Source organism: Pseudomonas sp. BS3782 TE3695 (assembly GCF_050435305.1).
Lineage (GTDB): Bacteria > Pseudomonadota > Gammaproteobacteria > Pseudomonadales > Pseudomonadaceae > Aquipseudomonas.
On sequence record NZ_JBNDKB010000001.1, the window covers coordinates 2,850,966 to 2,869,534 of the forward strand.

The window sequence follows — 18,569 nt, forward strand, 5'->3', positions numbered from 1 at the left end:
GCGTTGGACGGGTTACAAAAAATGCCAGGCATCGCGCCTGGCATTTTTGTTTTGGCTGGTTTTTGTTGATCCCTGTGGCGAGGGAGCTTGCTCCCGCTGGGCTGCGCAGCAGTCCCTCTTTTCGGGGCCGCTTCGCGACCCAGCGGGAGCAAGCTCCCTCGCCACAATGAAAGGTAGGGCGGGTTGCGTGGACTGAGTAATTGACGCTGTTATTTGACGCTAAACAGAGGCGCGGGTATAAACCGCGTCTCGTTGTTATGTCGGAATTTTTCCCCATGAGCTTCAGCCCTTTGATTCGCCAACTGATCGATGCCCTGCGAATTTTGCCGGGTGTGGGTCAGAAAACTGCCCAGCGCATGGCGTTGCAACTGCTTGAGCGTGATCGCAGCGGCGGTTTGCGACTGGCTCAGGCGCTGAGCCAGGCCATGGAAGGAGTGGGCCACTGCCGCTTGTGCCGCACGCTGACCGAAGACGATCTGTGCCCGCAATGCGCTGATCCACGCCGTGACGATACCTTGCTGTGTGTGGTGGAAGGTCCGATGGATGTTTATGCGGTGGAGCAAACCGGTTTCCGCGGTCGCTACTTCGTGCTCAAGGGCCATCTGTCGCCGCTCGACGGATTAGGGCCGGAGGCCATCGGCATTCCACAATTAATGGCGCGGATCGAAGAGGCGGGCACGTTCGCTGAAGTCATTCTGGCGACCAACCCGACCGTGGAAGGTGAGGCAACAGCGCATTACATCGCCCAGTTGCTGAGCAACAAAGGCCTGATCGCCTCGCGCATCGCCCATGGCGTGCCGTTAGGTGGCGAGCTGGAGTTGGTGGATGGCGGGACACTGGCGCATTCGTTTGCCGGGCGTAAGCCGATTTCGCTGTAACCGCTTAAAATCAAAAGATCGTAGCCTTCGGCAGCGCCCAAAGGCGCGTAGGAGCTGCCGAAGGCTGCGATCTTTTGATCTTCCGCCACTCCTTCTATTGATAACCAAGCAAGCGCTCGGTTAACTTCGCTGAACCTTCAGTGGAGCTCGCCGATGCCTGCCTTTCAGGAATACTTCGACCCCAGCCATCAATTGGTCCGCGACAGCGTCAGACGTTTCGTCGAGCGTGAGATTCTTCCGGACATCAACCAGTGGGAAGAAGCTGAGAGCTTTCCTCGCGAACTCTACCTGAAGGCCGGCGCGGCGGGGATTCTGGGTATTGGTTATCCCGAAGCCTTGGGCGGTAGCCATGAAGGGGACCTGTTTGCCAAGATCGCCGCCAGTGAAGAGCTGATGCGCTGCGGTTCCGGTGGTCTGGTCGCGGGGCTGGGCTCGCTGGACATTGGTCTGCCGCCGATCCTCAAGTGGGCCAGGCCCGAAGTCCGCGATCGCGTTGTGCCTCAGGTGCTGGCGGGCGAGAAGATCAGCGCCCTGGCTGTCACCGAGCCCAGCGGCGGCTCCGACGTCGCCAACCTGCAAACCCGCGCCGTGCGGGACGGCGACTTTTACCGGGTCAGCGGCAGTAAAACCTTCATTACCAGCGGCATTCGTGCAGATTTCTATACCGTCGCGGTGCGCACCGGCGAGCCGGGTTTTGGCGGCATCAGTTTGCTGCTGATCGAGAAGGGCGCACCCGGTTTCAACGTCGGTCGTCAGTTGAAGAAAATGGGCTGGTGGGCGTCAGACACCGCCGAATTGTTTTTCGATGATTGCCGGGTGCCGGTTAGCCATCTGATCGGGGCCGAGAACATGGGCTTCGCCTGCATCATGGGCAACTTCCAGAGTGAGCGCCTGGCTCTGGCGCTGATGGCCAACATGACCGCGCAGTTAGCGCTGGAGGAAAGCCTGAAATGGGCTCGCCAGCGTGAAGCCTTTGGCAAACCCATCGGCAAGTTCCAGGTGCTCAAGCACCGTCTCGCGGAAATGGCCACGGCGCTGGAGGTGTCGCGGGAATTCACTTACCGCCAGGCGGCGAAAATGGCCGCGGGGCAGAGCGTGATCAAGGAGATTTCCATGGCGAAGAATTTTGCCACCGACACGGCTGATCGCATTACCAACGATGCCGTGCAGATTCTGGGTGGTCTGGGTTATATGCGTGACAGCCTGGTGGAGCGGCTGTATCGCGATAATCGGATTTTGTCGATTGGTGGGGGAACGCGGGAAGTGATGAATGAAATCATCAGTAAGCAGATTGGGCTCTAATCTGCAGTGTTGCGGCTGACGCTTTCGCGAGCAAGCCCGCTCCCACATTGGGCCTCTGTCGTTCACAGAATTTGTGTACGCAAGAGATCCAATGTGGGAGCGGGCTTGCTCGCGAAGGCGTCGGTGCAGACACCGGCTTACTTATCGCTTAATGCAAACTGCGTCAGGCAAAACGTCGGGATCCCCATGTCTTCCAGCCGCTGCGAGCCACCCAGCTCCGGCAAGTCAATGATTGCCGCCGCTTCATGCACCCGCGCGCCCATGCGCCGAATCAGGTTCGCCGCCGCGATCAGCGTGCCGCCGGTGGCGATCAGGTCATCGAACATCACCACCGAGTCACCCTCGCACAGGCTGTCGGCGTGGACTTCGAGAAAGGCTTCGCCATATTCGGTCTGATAACCCTCGGCCAATACCTCGGCCGGCAGTTTGCCCTGCTTGCGGAACAGCACCAGTGGTTTGTTCAACTGATAGGCCAGGATTGAACCGATCAGGAAGCCACGGGCATCCATGGCGCCGATGTGGGTGAAGTCGGCTTCGACGTAACGATGGGCGAAGCTGTCCATCACCAGGCGCAGGGCCGTGGGGGACTGGAACAACGGAGTGATGTCGCGAAAGATCACGCCCGGCTTGGGGAAGTCGATCACGGGGCGGATCAGGGATTTGATGTCGAAGGAGTCGAAGACCATCGTCGAAGTGTCCTGGCGGGCTGCAAACGTCGCAGTATAACGGCGGCTGAACCGTTTCGCTCAGCCGCCATCGCCAGCATCAGCCGTCGAGTGAGCCGCCGGCCAGGGCGCAGAGCTGGATCGGGTCGAGGATATGTATTTCCTTGCCCTCGGCGGCGATCAGTTCGTTTTGCTGGAAGCGGGTGAATACCCGCGACACGGTTTCCACCGCCAGGCCCAGGTAATTGCCGATTTCGTTGCGCGACATGCTCAACCGGAACTGGTTGGCCGAGAAGCCCCGGGCGCGGAAACGGGCCGACAGGTTGACCAGGAACGTGGCGATGCGCTCATCGGCGGTTTTCTTCGACAGCAGCAACATCATTTGCTGATCGTCGCGAATCTCGCGGCTCATCACCCGCATCAACTGACGACGCAGTTGTGGCAGTTGCAGGGCCAGTTCGTCGAGGCGATCGAAAGGAATTTCGCACACCGAAGTGGTTTCCAGGGCTTGCGCCGAGACCGGGTGCTTTTCAGTGTCCATGCCCGACAGACCGACCAATTCACTTGGTAGATGGAAGCCAGTGAGCTGCTCTTCGCCGCCATCGCTCAGGCTGAAAGTCTTCAGGGCGCCGGAGCGTACTGCATAAACCGAATCGAACGTCTCGCCTTGGCGAAACAGGAACTCGCCTTTTTTCAGCGGTCGACCCCGTTTAACGATTTCGTCCAGCGCATCCATGTCTTCCAGGTTCAAAGAAAGTGGCAGGCACAGAGGAGCCAGGCTGCAATCCTTGCAATGAGCCTGGTTATGAGCGCGCAGTTTTACTGGCTCGGACATTTCTTTAATCCTTGTGGGAAAACACACATAAGCCGTAAGGGTAACTCACGGGAGGACATTCGGGCCAGCCTGCGACAATTTAACCGCAAGGCCTTAGATCACTCGGGAAAAGCGTTGACGATTGGTGTGTTCCAGATACGCATCGAAAACCATGCACACCGAACGCACCAGCAGCCGGCCTGCGGGGAGCACGGTGATCCGCTCGTTGTCCACCTCGATCAGCCCATCCTCGGCCATATTCAACAGCTGTGGCCAAAGGTCGGCGAAATAGCCCCGAAAATCGATATTGAAGACTCGCTCGATTTCCAGGAATTCCAGGCTGAAATGGCAAATCAACTGCTGAATCACGGCTCTGCGCAAGCGATCGTCAGCGGTGCATATCAGGCCTCGGCTGGTAGCCAGTTGCGCGGATGCCAGCGCGTTCTGGTACTGGTTCAGGTCGCTGCTGTTCTGGCAGTACAAATCGCCGATCTGGCTGATCGCCGATACGCCCAGGCCAATCAGGTCGCAATGGCCGTGGGTGGTGTAGCCCTGGAAGTTGCGTTGCAGCGTCGATTCTTCCTGAGCAATCGCCAATTCATCGTCAGGCAGGGCGAAATGGTCCATGCCGATGTAGCGGTAACCGGCGGCCGTCAGTTGTTCGATGGTGCGCTGCAGCATTTCCAGCTTCTGGGCCGGTGCCGGTAGATCATTGCCATTGATCCGCCGTTGCGGCATGAAGCGTTCCGGCAGGTGGGCATAGTTGAATACCGAGAGCCGATCAGGCTGCAGGCTGATGACTTCGTCGACGGTGCGGGCGAAGTTCTCGGGCGTCTGCTTCGGCAGGCCGTAGATCAGATCGATGTTGATCGAGCGAAATTGCAGGGTCCGGGCCGCGTCGATCACCGCACGGGTTTCGTCCAGGCTTTGCAGACGATTGACCGCCCGTTGTACCGCCGGATCGAGGTCCTGAACACCAATGCTGACCCGGTTGAAACCCAATTCCCGGAGCAGGCCCATGGTTGACCAATCAGCTTCGCGAGGGTCGATTTCGATGCCGTAGTCGCCCGAGTCGTCGTCCAGCAGATTGAAATGCTTGCGCAACTGAGCCATCAACTGGCGCAATTCGTCGTGGCTGAGGAAAGTGGGTGTGCCACCGCCGAAATGCAGTTGCTCGACTTTTTGCGTCGGGTCGAGGTGGCAGGCAATCAGCTGGATTTCCTGTTCCAGGCGCTGCAAATAGGGAAGGGCACGGCCACGGTCCTTGGTGATGACTTTGTTGCAGGCGCAGTAGTAGCAAATATTCGCGCAGAACGGCACGTGCACATACAGCGACAGCGGCCGCAGGGCTTTACGGCTGTCGCGCAGTGCATGAAACAGGTCGAAGGTGCCGACCTGACTGTCGAATTGCACGGCGGTCGGGTACGAGGTATAGCGCGGTCCCGCCAGGTCATAACGGCGGATCAGATCTGTGTCCCAACGAATAGTGTCGAGCATGCGGGCATTCCCCCGGATAGGCTGGCAGTGTCGGCGAGTCTAGGGGTTGCGGCTTTGGGGCATCTTGATTTGCATCAACGGGTGTCAAGATCAAAAGATCGCAGCCTTCGGCGGCGCCCACAGGCGCGTAGGAGCTGCCGAAGGCTGCGATCTTTTGATCTTTGCTTTTTTTTAATGCCCCATCAACCAATGCTGATGCGCCCCCGGCAAGGTCCAGATGCCGAACACCATCACCAGCAAGCCACCGGTCATACGGACGCTGCGTTTGCGCAATAGCGCCGTGACGCGCTCGGCGGCAAGCCCTGTGGCGAGCAGCACCGGCCACGTACCCAGGCCGAATGCCAGCATCAGCAATGCACTGTCCAGCGCATTGCCCTGGCTCGCCGACCACAGCAATGTGCTGTAAACCAGCCCGCATGGCAGCCAGCCCCACAAGGCGCCCAGCAGCAGGGCGCGGGGCAGATTCGACACGGGCAATAATGTGTTGGCCACCGGTTGGATATGCCGCCACAGGCCGCGACCGAGGCTTTCGATACGGGTCAGGCCGCTCCACCAGCCAGCCAGGTAAAGGCCCATGGCGATTAGCAGCAACCCGGCGAGAATGCGCATGAACATCGCCGCCGGGCTATTGGCCACGGCCCAACCGGCCAGGCCGATCAGCAGGCCGGCCGCGGCGTAGCTGAGAATGCGCCCCAGGTTGTAAGCCAGCAATAGTCGAAAGCGTCGGCTGCGTTGTTCCTTGGGGATCGCCAGGGTCAACGCGCCCATCAAGCCGCCGCACATGCCCAGGCAATGCCCGCCGCCGAGCAAGCCGAGGATCAGCGCAGACACCAGCAGTGGCGCCAACTCAAGCATGGGGCGGCGCCTTGTCGTCCGGTTTGGCCGGATGGCCGCCGGCCTCGTCGACTGCTGCCGTGTGATTCGGATCCTGATCGTCGAACAGGATGCTGTGGGCCGGGCCGTCGAGATCGTCGTACTGACCGCTGTCGACTGCCCAGAAGAAGATATAGATAGCGATGGCCACGATCAGCAGTGCGGCCGGGATCATCACGTAGAGAGCTGGCATCTGGACTCCATGCCCGCGGGGCTCAGGCCGGCAGCGGGCGGGTTTCTGGCGTGGTGCCGGCAGCCGGCGCGCTCGGCAGGCGAGTCAGGCGCAAGGCATTCAACACCACGGTCAACGAACTGATCGACATGCCAACCGCCGCCCAAACCGGAGTGATCCAGCCGAGGGCGGCGAACGGCAACATGAGGCCATTGTACAGCGCCGCCCACAGCAAATTCTCGATGATGACCCGACGGGTACGACGGGCCAGACTAAAGGCTTGCACCAGCGCGTCGAGGCGATTCGACAGCAGCACCGCGTCGGCACTGGTTTTCGCCAGGTCGGTGGCCGAACCCATTGCCACGCTGATGTCGGCGGCGGCGAGCACCGGTACGTCGTTGACCCCGTCACCGAGCATCAACACCTTGCGACCTTCCTTGTGCAGTTGTTGCAGCACCTGCAATTTATCGTCCGGACGCAAACCGCCTCGGGCTTCGTCGATGCCCAATTCGGCCGCGACGCTGGCGACCATCGGCGAGCTGTCGCCAGACAGCAGCAACGTGCGCCAGCCGCGAGCCTTGCAGGCCGCCAACAGGGCGGGCGCGTCGGCGCGCAACCGGTCGTCGAGTACGAACCACGCCAGTGGCCCCTGGCTGTCGCCGAGCAGCAGCCATTGACCAGGCTCATCGGGCATTACTGGCGTTTGAGCGCCGCTGAGTTCGCAGACAAACCCCGGTTGGCCAATGCGCAGGCGTTGTGCGCCGACCAACCCCTCAAGGCCCAGGCCCGGCGCGCTGTGAACTTCTTCGGCGGCCAGCGGCGCGCGGCCAAAAGCCCGGGCAATCGGGTGCTCGGAACGGTTTTCCAAAGCGGCGGCGAGGCTCAGGGCTTGATCGCTGGTCAAGGCTCCCAGTGGCCGGATCGAACGCAAGGCCAGGCGACCTTCGGTGAGGGTGCCGGTCTTGTCGAAAATTACCGTGTCGATTTGATTCAGACCTTCAAGCACATGGCCGCGCGTCAACAAAAGGCCGAGCTTGTGCAGCGTGCCGGTGGCGGCGGTGAGGGCGGTTGGCGTGGCCAGCGACAAGGCGCACGGGCACGTCGCAACCAGCATCGCCAGGACGATCCAGAACGCCCGCGAAGAATCCAGTTCCCACCACACCAGGCCAATGGCAGCCACCGCGATAAGTGACAACAGTAAAAACCATTGCGCGGCGCGGTCGGCGATTTCCGCCAACCGTGGCTTTTCGGCCTGGGCGCGATCCAGCAAGCGGACGATGGCCGACAGTCGCGTGTCCTGACCCAGCGCCAGGACTTCCACGGTCAACGCACCTTCAACGTTCAAGGTGCCGGCGGTGACAGCATCGCCCGGCCTCCGTGGTTGTGGCAGGTATTCGCCAGTGAGCAGGGATTCGTCGATGCTCGATTGACCGTCGAGGATCTTGCCATCGGCCGGCAAGATCGAGCCGGGATGTACCAGCACCTGATCGCCTACGCGCAATTCGCTGAGCAGAATCCGTTCGCTTTGGCCGTCGGCACTCAGCCGCAGGCAGGAAGCGGGCAACAGATTGACCAATTGTGCGGTCGCGGCGGCGGTGCGTTCCCGGGCGCGACGTTCCAGATAACGCCCGGCCAGCAGGAACAGTGCAAACATCCCCACCGCATCGAAATACAGTTCGCCGACCCCGGTGATTGAGGTCCAGATCCCGGCGATGTAGGCGCTGCCGATCGCCAATGACACCGAGACGTCCATGGTCAGGTGACGGGTGCGCAAGTCGCGCATCGCCCCTTTGAAAAACGGCGCACAACTGTAGAACACGATCGGCGTGGTCAGAAATAGCGCGACCCAGCGCAAGATAGTGTGCAGCTCGGGGCTGAGGTCAATGTTGAATTCCGGCCAGGTGGCCATGGTTGCCATCATCGCCTGGAACCACAGCAGCCCGGCGACACCGAGTTGACGTAGCGCCAGGCGGTTTTCGCTGGCCAGTTGTTCACTGGCGCGGTCGGCCTGATAAGGATGGGCGGCGTAACCGATGTGGCGCAATTCGCTGAGCACCTGGCTCAGCGGCAATTGCGCGTCGGCCCAGCGCACATGCAGGCGGTGGTTGGACAGGTTCAAGCGTGCTTCGGCCACCGCCGGCAAGGCGCGCAGGTGTTTCTCGATCAACCAGCCGCAGGCGGCGCAACTGATGCCTTCCATCAACAGGGTGGTTTCGGCAAGTTCGCCTTCATGGCGGACAAAAGGTTGCTGCACGTCGGCGCGATCGTACAGTGCCAGCTCATCCACCAACTGCACCGGCAAGGCTTCAGGGTTGGCCGAGGCTTCGCTGCGATGCTGGTAATAGCTTTCCAGCCCACCGGCCACGATGGCCTCGGCCACTGCCTGGCAACCTGGGCAGCAGAACTCGCGGGTATCCCCGAGTACAGCGGCGGTGAAGCGGCTGCCGGCCGGGACGGGCAGGGCGCAGTGGTAGCAGGGGGTTGGACTGGTCATGAGGTGAAATCTATATCGTCCGGGAGGGCCTCATTGCTGTAGGAGCTGTCGAGTGCAACGAGGCTGCGATCTTTTCGGCGTAAACACAAAGGCAAGATCAAAAGATCGCAGCCTCGTTGCACTCGTCAGCTCCTACAGGGTTTGGCTGCGTTCCCACGCAGAGCGTGGAAACGATCAGGGTAAGGCTTATTTCTTCAGGTCTTCCGCGCCTTGCAGCGGCTCATCGCCCAGCAACAGATCCTTGGCATGGCTGACCTGTTCTTCTTCAAACATGCGCCAGATTTTGTCATCCTGCACACCCAGCAGTTCGACGAAGCGACGACCGTCAATCTTGTCGCTCAACTGACCAATGTAACGACCCTGTTCGGTTTCACTGCGGGCCAGGGTGATCTTGCGATCCTTCTCCGGCTGGGTCGGTGAAATCAGGTTCAGTTCAAGGGTGTTCGGCTGGCTGTTGCCGCTCAGGCGCAGGTCGACTTCTCCGGTCACGTCATCCAGATGCACACTGGCACGCAGTTGCAGGGTCTGGGCCAGCAGTTCACGGTCCAGTGAACGGTTGATACCCTTGCCGGCCTCGTAATAATTGTCGTTGACCAGGTTGTCCGGGTTGTTCACCGCGATGGTCACCATCGACAGGGTCAAGGTCACCGAGCAAGCCAGGATGGCGATGATGATCCACGGCCAAAGATGCTTGTACCAGGGACTTGCGGCAGTTGCTGCGGGCATGATCACTTCTCTCAACGAATTTGTGGGCCGATGAATCGGCTCTTGGCTTCAACGTGGACGTTGGCGTCGTCGGCATCCTTGAGGATGAATGTCACCTCGTTGGTGCTCGACGGCAGTTGTTCCGGTGCGCTGGACAGTTCCACCGGCTGACTGAAAATCTCCCCGGCGGCGACTTTGATCTCGCGCTTGCCTTGCAGCTTGAGGTCCGGCAGGCCGGTAGCTTCGAGCACATAGGTATGGTCGTGCTGGTCCTTGTTCATGATCTTCAGGCTGTAGACGTTTTCGATCCTGCCTTCAGCATTCTCGCGGTACAACACGCGGTCTTTGCTGACATCGAAACCGACCAGTGAGCGCATGAAAAATGCTGTCACCAGCAATGCGATCATCGCCAGCAGCACCGTGGCATAGCCAATCAGGCGTGGACGCAGTTTATGGGTTTTTTGCCCGGACAGGTTGTGCTCGGTGGTGTAGCTGATCAGGCCGCGCGGGTAATCCATCTTGTCCATGATGCTGTCGCAGGCGTCGATGCACGCCGCGCAGCCGATGCATTCGACTTGCAGGCCGTCGCGAATGTCGATACCGGTAGGGCAGACCTGGACGCACATGGTGCAATCGATGCAGTCACCCAGACCTTGAGCCTTGTAATCGATGCCTTTCTTGCGCGGGCCACGGCTTTCACCACGGCGCGGGTCGTAGGAAACGATCAGCGTGTCCTTGTCGAACATCACGCTCTGGAAGCGTGCGTACGGGCACATGTAAATGCACACCTGCTCGCGCAACCAGCCGGCGTTGCCATAAGTGGCGAGGGTGAAGAATCCAACCCAGAAATACGCCCAGCCATCCGCCTGGCCGGTGAAGAAATCGATCACCAGTTCGCGAATTGGTGAGAAGTAACCGACGAAGGTCAGGCCCGTCACGAAGCCGATCAGCAGCCACATCGTGTGCTTGCTGAACTTGCGCAAAAATTTGTTGGCGCTCATCGGCGCCTTGTCGAGCTTGATACGCTGGTTGCGGTCGCCTTCGGTGACCTTTTCGCACCACATGAAAATCCAGGTCCAGACGCTTTGCGGGCAGGTATAGCCACACCAGACCCGACCGGCATACACGGTTATGAAAAACAGGCCGAAGGCACTGATGATCAGAATGCCCGAGAGCAGAATAAAATCCTGAGGCCAGAAGGTCGCGCCAAAAATGAAGAATTTACGCTCCGGCAGGTTCCACCAGACGGCCTGATGACCGCCCCAGTTCAGCCACACCGTGCCGAAATACAACAGAAACAGCCCGGCACCGCCAATCATCCGCAAATTGCGGAACAGACCAGTGAAGGCGCGGGTGTAGATTTTTTCTCGAGAGGCGTAGAGGTCGACGCTGTTGTTCGCGTTCTTGGCAGGCGGTGTAACGTCGTGTACCGGAATCTGATTGCTCATCATTGCATCCCACGGCAGTGGAAAAATGCCTCGGTCAGTACGTGCCGACCGGGGTCAAAAAGAGGTGTTGCAGTGGCGCAATGATACGCCTGTAGCTCTAGTGCAAGGGTGCGACCTTTGGTCGCGTTGGGAGAAATCAATTGATGGTGTAATGACTTGAATCAATTGACTTATGAATTATGGACGGTTTTGCAGGGCGGCGAAGTCATTCATCCCATGGATTGATCAGGGCAACCCCACTGGATTGAAAATCGCCGGTGTTACGGGTGACCACCGTAAGGCCGTGAACCAGTGCAGTCGCCGCAATCAGAGCATCGCTTTCATTAACGCGATCCGGAACATGCAAGCTGGCACAGCGTAGTGCCACGGCGGCATCGACCGGCAAGATCCTGGCATCGAAAGCCGGTATGACATGGCGCTTCAGCCAGGTGCGCAATACCTTTCCCTGGGCGGGATCACGACGCTCTATTCGAAGAACCCCTGTCTCCAGTTCCTTCAAGGTAATGGCCGAGATAAACAAGCGTGGCGCGATGACACTTTTGGCCCAAGCGACGACATTCGCGTCAGCCTGGGGTTTACGCAGTTCAGATATCACATTGGTGTCGAGTAGAAACATCAGGACAGATCCACGGGTCGATGAGTGATCACGGCACGCTCGGTTTCGAACTCGATGTCGGCTGCTTCTGGCATCACCAACAGATCGACGATGTTGGCGTTTATGCCGGTCAGTTTCTGGTACTCCTCAATGCTTAGCAGTACATGAGCAGGCTTGCCACGGTCGGTGATGATAACCGGTCCGTTACGCGTGGCTTTTTTGGCACTGCTTGTGTCCTGATTGAATTCACGGCTGGAAATGGTAGTGATGGCCATCATGGGTCGGCTCCGGCAAAAGCATCATTGTAGAAACGTTACTACCCGGCTTTGAATCCCGCAAGTGTCTTGAAGGCAATGGCATTGCCGTCGGTCGTTGCGGGTCGTCCAGTCGACCTGCGATAACGGGGTCGCTGAGAAACATGAACTATTTATATTGAAGCGATCGATATTGTTTTAATCTTTAAGTTGTCATAACTTGCGCAGCAAGACAGTTTGTCTTGTGTCTAACTTCAATAGAGATGGAATTCTATGTTTCTTTATAAAAGCGTCAATGCGCTGTTGGGCGTGTTGTTATGTGTCGTCACATTCGGCGCGCATTCGGCAGACAATAACCTGCCTGAGTATTTGGTGTTTACGTCTGATCCTCAATACCCTTGGACTGAAAGTTCCGATTATGGTTGGAGTGAAACAGTCTCGGCCAAAGAGCAGCGTTCGAAATGGCTGATTGAAAACCAATATGCCGATGTCGCAAGCTTCAGGCGCAATCATTCTGCTGGCCCGGGGCGCATTCCCGTCATGATCAACGGCGATATGACTGCTTTTGGCCATGGCGCCCAGCGCTCCATGACTCGCTCGATACTGGACGCGCAACTGGGCGATGTTTATGACTATGGTCTGGGAAATCACGATTATGAAAATAATGTCGATGATTGTTTTCTGAATAACTGTGCGGCCGGCAGTATCGTGGACTTCAAGGATCGTTACTTTGGCAAGTTGACGACGCTGGATATGCAAGTGTCGGGTGAGGGGGCGATTAAAAAAGGCGTATTCGGTAGCCTGGCGTATTCCAGAACGTTTGGTGATGTGCACATCGTTCAATTACACAATGAACCGACCTATACCGCCGCGTTTACCGCCTGGGATTGGGGAACACCCACCGGTTACCATATATCCGGGTCTCTGGATTGGCTGGAAGAGGATTTGAAACAGGCACGTGAGAGCGGAAAAATCATTCTTCTGAATATGCACAAGCCGGATCATTGGAAGGGCAGTGCCGAACAGATTGCCCGGTTCAAGGCGATGGTCGAGCGTTACAACGTGACGGCGGTGTTTGCCGGGCATTTGCACACCGACCCTGGGCGCTACAGTGGATGGAACAGGCAGGAATACTTCGGTGATGTGCCGGTATTCTTGAGCGGTGGCGCGTCCAGCCAGAGTTATCTGATCGCTGATATTGCCGCGGATCGAAAAACGTTGAAGGTGTTTCAGGTCAACCAGAATAACTGGACGAGCCGCAAGGAGATCCAGACGGTTCAGATCAGATAGTCCGTTTTATCCCGGCTGAAACGAAACGGCCCCGTCAAATGACGGGGCCGTTTTGTTGCATCACGCGTTTACCTTATTTGGTCTTCGCGACTGCGGTTTTCTCACCTTGGGAAAGGCTGTAGACGTAAGCGGCCAGTAGGTGAACCTTGTCGTTGCCTTGCAGCTGTTCCTGCGCAGGCATCTGGCCTTGGCGACCGTAACGGATGGTCTGCTGCAGTTGAGCGAAGCTCGAACCGTAGATGAAGCCGGCCGGGTGGGTCAGGTCAGGGGCGCCCATCGCTGGCGTACCTTTGCCGGCCGGGCCGTGGCATGCCACGCAGTTGGCGGCGAACAGTTTCTGCCCGGCAACCGGGTCAGCCTTGGCGCCTTCCGGCAGCTTGCGGCCATCGAGGTTGGTCAGCACGAACGCAGCAACGTCTGCAACGCCTTGCTCGCCGATCACTTCAGCCCAGGCTGGCATCACGGCGTGACGACCGCCCATGATGGTGGTCTTGATGGTTTCCGCTTCACCGCCCCAGCGCCAGTCGGCGTCGGTCAGGTTAGGGAAGCCGTAGGCACCTTTGGCGTCGGAACCGTGGCAAACCGAGCAGTTGGAGGCGAACAGGCGGCCACCCATCTTCAGGGCTTGCGGGTCCTGGGCGACTTCTTCGATCGGCATGGAAGCGAACTTGGCGAAGATCGGGCCGAACTTGGCGTCCGACCTGAGCATTTCCTTTTCCCATTCGTGAACGCCGGTCCAGCCGGTCTGGCCGTTGGCGAACGCGGTCTGCTTCTCGTTGTCGAGGTAGTTGTAACCCGGCAACAGGCCTTTCCAGTTACCCAGGCCCGGGTACAGCACCAGATAGCCAAGGGCGAAGATGATGGTGCCCACGAACAGCATGAACCACCATTTCGGCAGTGGGTTGTCATACTCCTCGATCCCGTCGAAGGAGTGGCCGACCGTTTCATCGGTGGATTCGCTGCGCTGACCCTTGCGGGTGGACAGCAGCAGCCAGGTCAGGGCGAAGATGGTGCCGAGACTGAGGACTGTGACGTACAGACTCCAGAACGTAGTCATTCTTTGTTACTCCTAGAAGCTTGCTCGACGTGCTTGATGGCTTCGGGATCATCCGCGAAAGGCAGCAAGGTCGCGTCTTCAAACTCCGACTTGCGCTTGGGGCTGAACACCCACAGCGCCAGACCGATGAAGGCCACCATCACAACAACGGTGCCCAGGCCACGAATCATCCCGATATCCATCTAAATCACCGTTTGCTTTTGATGATGGTGCCCAGGCCTTGCAGATAGGCCACCAGCGCGTCCATTTCGGTTCTGCCCTTCACTGCATCCTTGGCACCGGCGATGTCTTCGTCGGTGTAAGGGACGCCGAGCGTGCGCAAGACTTCCATTTTCTTGGCGGTGTCTTTGCCGTCGAGCTTGTTTTCCACGAGGAACGGGTAGGCCGGCATTTTTGACTCAGGCACCACGTTGCGCGGGTTGTACAAGTGCGCACGCTGCCAGTCATCGGAGTAACGACCGCCGACACGGGCCAGGTCCGGACCGGTACGCTTGGAACCCCACAGGAACGGGTGGTCCCAAACGCTTTCACCGGCGACCGAGTAATGGCCGTAACGTTCGGTTTCAGCACGGAACGGGCGGATCATCTGCGAGTGGCAGCCGACACAACCGTTGGCGATGTACACGTCGCGGCCTTCCAGCTCAAGGGCGGTACGCGGCTTCATGCCCTCGACCGGCTTGTTGGTGACGTCCTGGAAAAACAGCGGAACGATTTGGGTCAGGCCGCCGATGCTGACGGCGATAACCATGAAGAAGGCCAGCAGGCCAATATTCTTCTCGACTGCTTCATGCTTCATCAGTGAGCTCCAACTACAGCAATCTGTTCAGCAGCTTTGGCTTCAGCCGGGTTCGAGGCACGTACGGTACGCCATACGTTATAGGCCATGAACAGCATGCCGCTGGCGAAGAACGCACCGCCCAGGGCGCGAACGATGAATCCAGGGTGGCTGGCTTGCAACGCTTCGACGAACGAGTAGGTGAGGGTGCCGTCGTCGTTGATTGCACGCCACATCAGACCTTGGGTGATGCCGTTGACCCACATCGAGGCGATGTACAGAACGGTACCGATGGTCGCGAGCCAGAAGTGCGTATTGATCAGGCCGACGCTGTGCATTTGCGTGCGACCGAACAGTTTCGGGATCATGTGGTAGATCGCGCCGATCGAAATCATCGCCACCCAGCCAAGCGCGCCGGCGTGTACGTGGCCGATGGTCCAGTCGGTGTAGTGCGACAGCGAGTTGACGGTCTTGATGGCCATCATCGGGCCTTCGAAGGTCGACATGCCGTAGAACGCCAGCGATACCACGAGAAAGCGCAAGATCGGGTCGGTACGCAGCTTATGCCAGGCGCCCGACAGGGTCATCATGCCGTTGATCATGCCGCCCCAGCTGGGTGCCAGCAGAATGATCGACATGGCCATGCCCAGGGATTGAGCCCAGTCCGGCAGTGCGGTGTAGTGCAGGTGGTGCGGACCGGCCCAGATGTACAGGGTGATCAGCGCCCAGAAGTGCACGATCGACAGGCGATAGGAGTAGATCGGACGCTCGGCCTGCTTGGGAACGAAGTAGTACATCATCCCCAGGAAGCCGGTGGTCAGGAAGAAACCGACCGCGTTGTGGCCGTACCACCACTGGATCATCGCATCAGTCGCACCCGAGTAAGCCGAGTAGGACTTGAAGAAACTGACCGGCAGGGAGGCGTGGTTGACGATGTGCAGCATCGCGGTCACGACGATGAAGGCACCGTAGAACCAGTTACCGACGTAGATGTGCTTGGTCTTGCGCTTGACGATGGTGCCGAAGAACACCAGACCGTAGGTGACCCAGACGATGGCCAGCAGAATAGCCAGAGGCCATTCCAGTTCCGCGTATTCCTTGGTGGTAGTGAAACCCATCGGCAAGGTAACGATCGCGCCGACGATCACCGCTTGCCAACCCCAGAAGGTGAAGGCCGCGAGGCTGTCGGAAATCAGTCGCGTTTGGCAGGTTCGCTGCACGACGTAATAGGAAGTGGCAAACAGGGCACAACCACCGAAGGCGAAAATCACCAGGTTGGTGTGCAGCGGGCGCAGGCGTCCAAAGCTCGTCCATGCCAGACCGAAGTTCAACTCCGGCCAGACCAGTTGCGAGGCGATGAAGACACCGAGCCCCATGCCAAGGATCCCCCAGACCACCGTCATGATGGCGAACTGGCGGACTACCTTATAGTTATAAGCAGTCGGACTGATTGCTGTGCTCATTCTAAGGTTCCACGGTTTGGGTGTTTTATTAGGAGTAAAAATCGGCCGCAAGTATGTAGAAAGCGGGGGGTCATTGCAACGCGCCATGACGTAGGTCAATGCTTTCAAAAGCTGATTCTGCGGCCTTTCCATGCGCCGCGTAAGGACAAAATTGCCTTCGGGCAAAATGTCGCAACGGATGAAAGAGGCGAGGGGGTCAGGTCAGTTGTAACTGGGTATGTTCAAACACCACGAACGGGTGACAGCGGACAAGGGGAACGATAGCCGGTGTCTACCAGCCTTTGCGGCCTGTCATCGAGCAAATTCGTTGAACACATCGGGTTGAATCGACCTGGAACCGGCGCTGACCAATACGCATCGGAGGAAAGCTTAGACCTGAATCCGGCGAACGGGAAGGAAGACCAAGGGAGGGTGCGACAAAAGGAAGCAGTCGGGAGCTTCAAGCTGCAAGCTTCAAGAGGGATCTCGTCGCTTGCAGCTTTTTCGCTTTGGCTCTACTTGTTGCTGGTGGCTTGAAGCTTCTCGCTCGACTGCGCGTCGTTTTTCGAAAGATTGAACACATAAGCCGCGAGCAGTTGCACCTTGTCGTTGCCGAGCAGTTCGTTCTGCGCTGGCATATGACCCTGGCGGCCATGACGGATGGTTTGTTCAAGCTGCGCCAGGCTTGTACCGTAGATATACCCGGCCGGTTGCGTCAGCTTCGGCGCGCCCATGGCTTCAGTGCCTTGGCCGTTTGCCCCATGACAGGCTACGCAGGTGGTGCTGAACGCTTGCTGTCCGGCGTGCAGATCGGCTGTGCTGCCTTCCGGCAAGGGCAGGCCGGCCAGTTCGTGACGCACATAAGCGGCGACGTTCTTCACGCCGGCGTCGCCGAGGATTTCTCCCCAGGCCGGCATCGCGGCCATGCGACCGCCCATGATGGTCGTCTTGATCATTTCGGCATCGCCGCCCCAGCGCCAGTTGCTGTCGGCCAGGTTCGGGAAGCCGAAGGCGCCCTTGGCATCCGAGCCGTGACACACCGAGCAATTGGATGCAAACAGACGACCGCCCATTTTCAGCGCTAGCGGGTCCTTGGCCACTTCTTCGATGGGCATGGCCGCGAATTTGGCGAAAATCGGCCCAAACTTCGCATCGGCCTTGTTCATCTCCTTTTCCCATTCGTGGACACCGGTCCAGCCGTCCTCATAACCGGGCAATATGCCTTTCCAGTTGCCCAGGCCCGGGTAAAGCACCAGATAACCGACGGCAAACACCAACGTGCCGGCGAACAGCATGAACCACCACTGCGGCAGCGGGTTGTCGTACTCCTCGATGCCGTCGAAGCTGTGGCCCATGGTCTGGTCGACGCTGCCCTTGGTTTCGCCCTTGCGCGTGCCGATCAGCAGCCAGGTCAGGCCGATCAGGCTGCCAATGGTCAGTACGCAGATCCACGTACTCCAGAAGGTGGTCATGGCCGGGTACTCCTTGTTGTTGCAGATTCTTGAATGTTGGTGGTGTCGGATGGCGGCTCGTCGGCGAACGGCAGCAGGCGTGCTTCGGCGAACTCACGATTGCGCTTGCCGTTGAACACCCACAGCGTCAGGCCGACGAAGGCCATGAACACCACGACCGTGCCTAGGCCGCGGATCATTCCACTGCTCATTACGCTTACGATTTCAAAGGGCATGGCCATGGCTCACCTCTTGCTCTTGATGGCAGTGCCGAGCACTTGCAGGTAGGCGACCAGCGCGTCCATTTCGGTTTTGCCCTGGAGCGAGGCGACCGAGCCTGCGATGTCGTCGTCGGTGTACGGCACGCCGAGGGTGCGCATGGCGCGGATCTTGGTTTCGGTGTGGCTGCTATCGACCTTGTTGTCCACCAGCCACGGATAAGCCGGCATCTTCGATTCAGGCACCACATTGCGCGGGTTGTACAAGTGTGCGCGGTGCCAGTCTTCGGAGTAACGACCGCCCACACGGGCCAGATCCGGCCCGGTGCGTTTGGAGCCCCAGAGGAAGGGGTGATCCCACACGCTTTCACCGGCCACCGAGTAGTGGCCATAGCGCTCGGTTTCGGCGCGGAACGGGCGGATCATCTGCGAGTGGCAGCCGACGCAGCCTTCGCGGATGTAAATGTCGCGACCTTCCAGTTGCAGCGCGGTGTAGGGCTTCATGCCTTCCACCGGTTTATTGGTCACGTCCTGGAAGAACAACGGGACGATCTGGGTCAGGCCGCCGATGCTCACGGCCAGCACCATCAGCAACAGCAGCAGGCCGACGTTTTTCTCGATTGTTTCGTGTTTCATGGC

Annotated in this window: 20 protein-coding genes; 3 read left to right on the forward strand and 17 right to left on the reverse strand. The window is 58.9% G+C overall.

The annotated features are described in order from the left end of the window. Positions 1 to 275: 275 nt before the first annotated feature. Both recR and ABH909_RS13120 read left to right on the forward strand, forming a co-directional pair. A complete protein-coding gene (recR, locus tag ABH909_RS13115; protein WP_429433635.1) occupies positions 276 to 878 on the forward strand; it encodes a recombination mediator RecR in 603 nt (200 codons plus the stop codon). A gap of 153 nt (positions 879 to 1,031) precedes the next feature. Next, positions 1,032 to 2,180: an acyl-CoA dehydrogenase family protein gene (locus ABH909_RS13120; protein WP_429433637.1), complete on the forward strand. Its 1,149-nt coding sequence runs from the start codon at positions 1,032 to 1,034 to the stop codon at positions 2,178 to 2,180. Positions 2,181 to 2,317: 137 nt separating this feature from the next. Here ABH909_RS13120 and ABH909_RS13125 read toward each other — a convergent pair whose 3' ends face one another. The 10 genes from ABH909_RS13125 to ABH909_RS13170 form a co-directional block, all read right to left on the reverse strand. Next, complete coding sequence (locus ABH909_RS13125; protein WP_183679107.1) at positions 2,318 to 2,866, reverse strand: adenine phosphoribosyltransferase; 549 nt, start codon at positions 2,864 to 2,866, stop codon at positions 2,318 to 2,320. Between the two features lie 79 nt (positions 2,867 to 2,945). Beyond that, the gene (gene fnr, locus ABH909_RS13130) at positions 2,946 to 3,680 is read right to left on the reverse strand and encodes a fumarate/nitrate reduction transcriptional regulator Fnr (protein ID WP_095634260.1); all 735 of its coding nucleotides are present in this window, start codon (positions 3,678 to 3,680) and stop codon (positions 2,946 to 2,948) included. Between the two features lie 93 nt (positions 3,681 to 3,773). Then, on the reverse strand, positions 3,774 to 5,156 hold the full coding sequence (gene hemN / locus ABH909_RS13135; RefSeq protein ID WP_429433641.1) for an oxygen-independent coproporphyrinogen III oxidase: 1,383 nt from the start codon (positions 5,154 to 5,156) through the stop codon (positions 3,774 to 3,776). 171 nt (positions 5,157 to 5,327) lie between these two features. Next, a complete protein-coding gene (locus ABH909_RS13140) occupies positions 5,328 to 6,011 on the reverse strand; it encodes a sulfite exporter TauE/SafE family protein (RefSeq protein WP_429433644.1) in 684 nt (227 codons plus the stop codon). Then, positions 6,004 to 6,222, reverse strand: coding sequence for a cbb3-type cytochrome oxidase assembly protein CcoS (gene ccoS / locus ABH909_RS13145; protein WP_429433646.1), 219 nt, complete (start codon positions 6,220 to 6,222; stop codon positions 6,004 to 6,006). Before ccoS ends, ABH909_RS13140 begins: the two co-directional genes overlap by 8 nt. A 22-nt stretch (positions 6,223 to 6,244) precedes the next feature. Further along, positions 6,245 to 8,695 (reverse strand): heavy metal translocating P-type ATPase, encoded by a 2,451-nt coding sequence (locus ABH909_RS13150; protein WP_429433649.1) that lies wholly within the window; start codon positions 8,693 to 8,695, stop codon positions 6,245 to 6,247. A gap of 186 nt (positions 8,696 to 8,881) precedes the next feature. Beyond that, positions 8,882 to 9,421, reverse strand: a complete 540-nt coding sequence (locus tag ABH909_RS13155; protein WP_429433651.1) for a FixH family protein — start codon at positions 9,419 to 9,421, stop codon at positions 8,882 to 8,884. Positions 9,422 to 9,432: 11 nt separating this feature from the next. Further along, positions 9,433 to 10,848 (reverse strand): cytochrome c oxidase accessory protein CcoG, encoded by a 1,416-nt coding sequence (gene ccoG / locus ABH909_RS13160; protein WP_429433654.1) that lies wholly within the window; start codon positions 10,846 to 10,848, stop codon positions 9,433 to 9,435. A gap of 205 nt (positions 10,849 to 11,053) precedes the next feature. Then, positions 11,054 to 11,464, reverse strand: coding sequence for a type II toxin-antitoxin system VapC family toxin (locus tag ABH909_RS13165; RefSeq protein ID WP_429433656.1), 411 nt, complete (start codon positions 11,462 to 11,464; stop codon positions 11,054 to 11,056). Further along, positions 11,464 to 11,718 (reverse strand): type II toxin-antitoxin system Phd/YefM family antitoxin, encoded by a 255-nt coding sequence (locus ABH909_RS13170; RefSeq protein ID WP_429439875.1) that lies wholly within the window; start codon positions 11,716 to 11,718, stop codon positions 11,464 to 11,466. Before ABH909_RS13170 ends, ABH909_RS13165 begins: the two co-directional genes overlap by 1 nt. Positions 11,719 to 11,970: 252 nt before the next feature. Between ABH909_RS13170 and ABH909_RS13175 the strand changes: the two genes are divergently transcribed. Then, on the forward strand, positions 11,971 to 12,987 hold the full coding sequence (locus ABH909_RS13175) for a metallophosphoesterase family protein (protein WP_429433658.1): 1,017 nt from the start codon (positions 11,971 to 11,973) through the stop codon (positions 12,985 to 12,987). A 73-nt stretch (positions 12,988 to 13,060) separates the two neighbouring features. Here ABH909_RS13175 and ccoP (ABH909_RS13180) read toward each other — a convergent pair whose 3' ends face one another. The 7 genes from ccoP (ABH909_RS13180) to ccoO (ABH909_RS13210) all read right to left on the reverse strand — a co-directional run bounded on the left by ccoP (ABH909_RS13180) (position 13,061) and on the right by ccoO (ABH909_RS13210) (position 18,566). Beyond that, a complete protein-coding gene (gene ccoP / locus ABH909_RS13180; RefSeq protein ID WP_429433660.1) occupies positions 13,061 to 14,044 on the reverse strand; it encodes a cytochrome-c oxidase, cbb3-type subunit III in 984 nt (327 codons plus the stop codon). Beyond that, a complete protein-coding gene (locus ABH909_RS13185) occupies positions 14,041 to 14,226 on the reverse strand; it encodes a CcoQ/FixQ family Cbb3-type cytochrome c oxidase assembly chaperone (RefSeq protein WP_003175465.1) in 186 nt (61 codons plus the stop codon). Before ABH909_RS13185 ends, ccoP (ABH909_RS13180) begins: the two co-directional genes overlap by 4 nt. A gap of 5 nt (positions 14,227 to 14,231) precedes the next feature. Continuing rightward, positions 14,232 to 14,840: a cytochrome-c oxidase, cbb3-type subunit II gene (gene ccoO / locus ABH909_RS13190; RefSeq protein ID WP_429433663.1), complete on the reverse strand. Its 609-nt coding sequence runs from the start codon at positions 14,838 to 14,840 to the stop codon at positions 14,232 to 14,234. Beyond that, positions 14,840 to 16,282 (reverse strand): cytochrome-c oxidase, cbb3-type subunit I, encoded by a 1,443-nt coding sequence (gene ccoN / locus ABH909_RS13195; protein ID WP_429433666.1) that lies wholly within the window; start codon positions 16,280 to 16,282, stop codon positions 14,840 to 14,842. The genes ccoO (ABH909_RS13190) and ccoN overlap by 1 nt, the downstream gene beginning before the upstream one ends. Positions 16,283 to 16,776: 494 nt before the next feature. Next, on the reverse strand, positions 16,777 to 17,733 hold the full coding sequence (ccoP, locus tag ABH909_RS13200; RefSeq protein WP_429433669.1) for a cytochrome-c oxidase, cbb3-type subunit III: 957 nt from the start codon (positions 17,731 to 17,733) through the stop codon (positions 16,777 to 16,779). Further along, on the reverse strand, positions 17,730 to 17,936 hold the full coding sequence (locus ABH909_RS13205; RefSeq protein ID WP_429439878.1) for a cbb3-type cytochrome oxidase subunit 3: 207 nt from the start codon (positions 17,934 to 17,936) through the stop codon (positions 17,730 to 17,732). The genes ccoP (ABH909_RS13200) and ABH909_RS13205 overlap by 4 nt, the downstream gene beginning before the upstream one ends. 21 nt (positions 17,937 to 17,957) lie before the next feature. Continuing rightward, on the reverse strand, positions 17,958 to 18,566 hold the full coding sequence (gene ccoO / locus ABH909_RS13210) for a cytochrome-c oxidase, cbb3-type subunit II (protein WP_095052008.1): 609 nt from the start codon (positions 18,564 to 18,566) through the stop codon (positions 17,958 to 17,960). Between the last annotated feature and the right edge of the window lie 3 nt (positions 18,567 to 18,569).

Coding starts and splice junctions, on each gene's coding strand:
- recR (WP_429433635.1), top strand. CDS start 276: ATGAGCTTCAGCCCTTTGATTCGCCAACTGATCGATGCCCTGCGAATT.
- ABH909_RS13120 (WP_429433637.1), top strand. CDS start 1,032: ATGCCTGCCTTTCAGGAATACTTCGACCCCAGCCATCAATTGGTCCGC.
- ABH909_RS13125 (WP_183679107.1), bottom strand. CDS start 2,866: ATGGTCTTCGACTCCTTCGACATCAAATCCCTGATCCGCCCCGTGATC.
- fnr (WP_095634260.1), bottom strand. CDS start 3,680: ATGTCCGAGCCAGTAAAACTGCGCGCTCATAACCAGGCTCATTGCAAG.
- hemN (WP_429433641.1), bottom strand. CDS start 5,156: ATGCTCGACACTATTCGTTGGGACACAGATCTGATCCGCCGTTATGAC.
- ABH909_RS13140 (WP_429433644.1), bottom strand. CDS start 6,011: ATGCTTGAGTTGGCGCCACTGCTGGTGTCTGCGCTGATCCTCGGCTTG.
- ccoS (WP_429433646.1), bottom strand. CDS start 6,222: ATGCCAGCTCTCTACGTGATGATCCCGGCCGCACTGCTGATCGTGGCC.
- ABH909_RS13150 (WP_429433649.1), bottom strand. CDS start 8,695: ATGACCAGTCCAACCCCCTGCTACCACTGCGCCCTGCCCGTCCCGGCC.
- ABH909_RS13155 (WP_429433651.1), bottom strand. CDS start 9,421: ATGCCCGCAGCAACTGCCGCAAGTCCCTGGTACAAGCATCTTTGGCCG.
- ccoG (WP_429433654.1), bottom strand. CDS start 10,848: ATGAGCAATCAGATTCCGGTACACGACGTTACACCGCCTGCCAAGAAC.
- ABH909_RS13165 (WP_429433656.1), bottom strand. CDS start 11,464: ATGTTTCTACTCGACACCAATGTGATATCTGAACTGCGTAAACCCCAG.
- ABH909_RS13170 (WP_429439875.1), bottom strand. CDS start 11,718: ATGGCCATCACTACCATTTCCAGCCGTGAATTCAATCAGGACACAAGC.
- ABH909_RS13175 (WP_429433658.1), top strand. CDS start 11,971: ATGTTTCTTTATAAAAGCGTCAATGCGCTGTTGGGCGTGTTGTTATGT.
- ccoP (WP_429433660.1), bottom strand. CDS start 14,044: ATGACTACGTTCTGGAGTCTGTACGTCACAGTCCTCAGTCTCGGCACC.
- ABH909_RS13185 (WP_003175465.1), bottom strand. CDS start 14,226: ATGGATATCGGGATGATTCGTGGCCTGGGCACCGTTGTTGTGATGGTG.
- ccoO (WP_429433663.1), bottom strand. CDS start 14,840: ATGAAGCATGAAGCAGTCGAGAAGAATATTGGCCTGCTGGCCTTCTTC.
- ccoN (WP_429433666.1), bottom strand. CDS start 16,282: ATGAGCACAGCAATCAGTCCGACTGCTTATAACTATAAGGTAGTCCGC.
- ccoP (WP_429433669.1), bottom strand. CDS start 17,733: ATGACCACCTTCTGGAGTACGTGGATCTGCGTACTGACCATTGGCAGC.
- ccoO (WP_095052008.1), bottom strand. CDS start 18,566: ATGAAACACGAAACAATCGAGAAAAACGTCGGCCTGCTGCTGTTGCTG.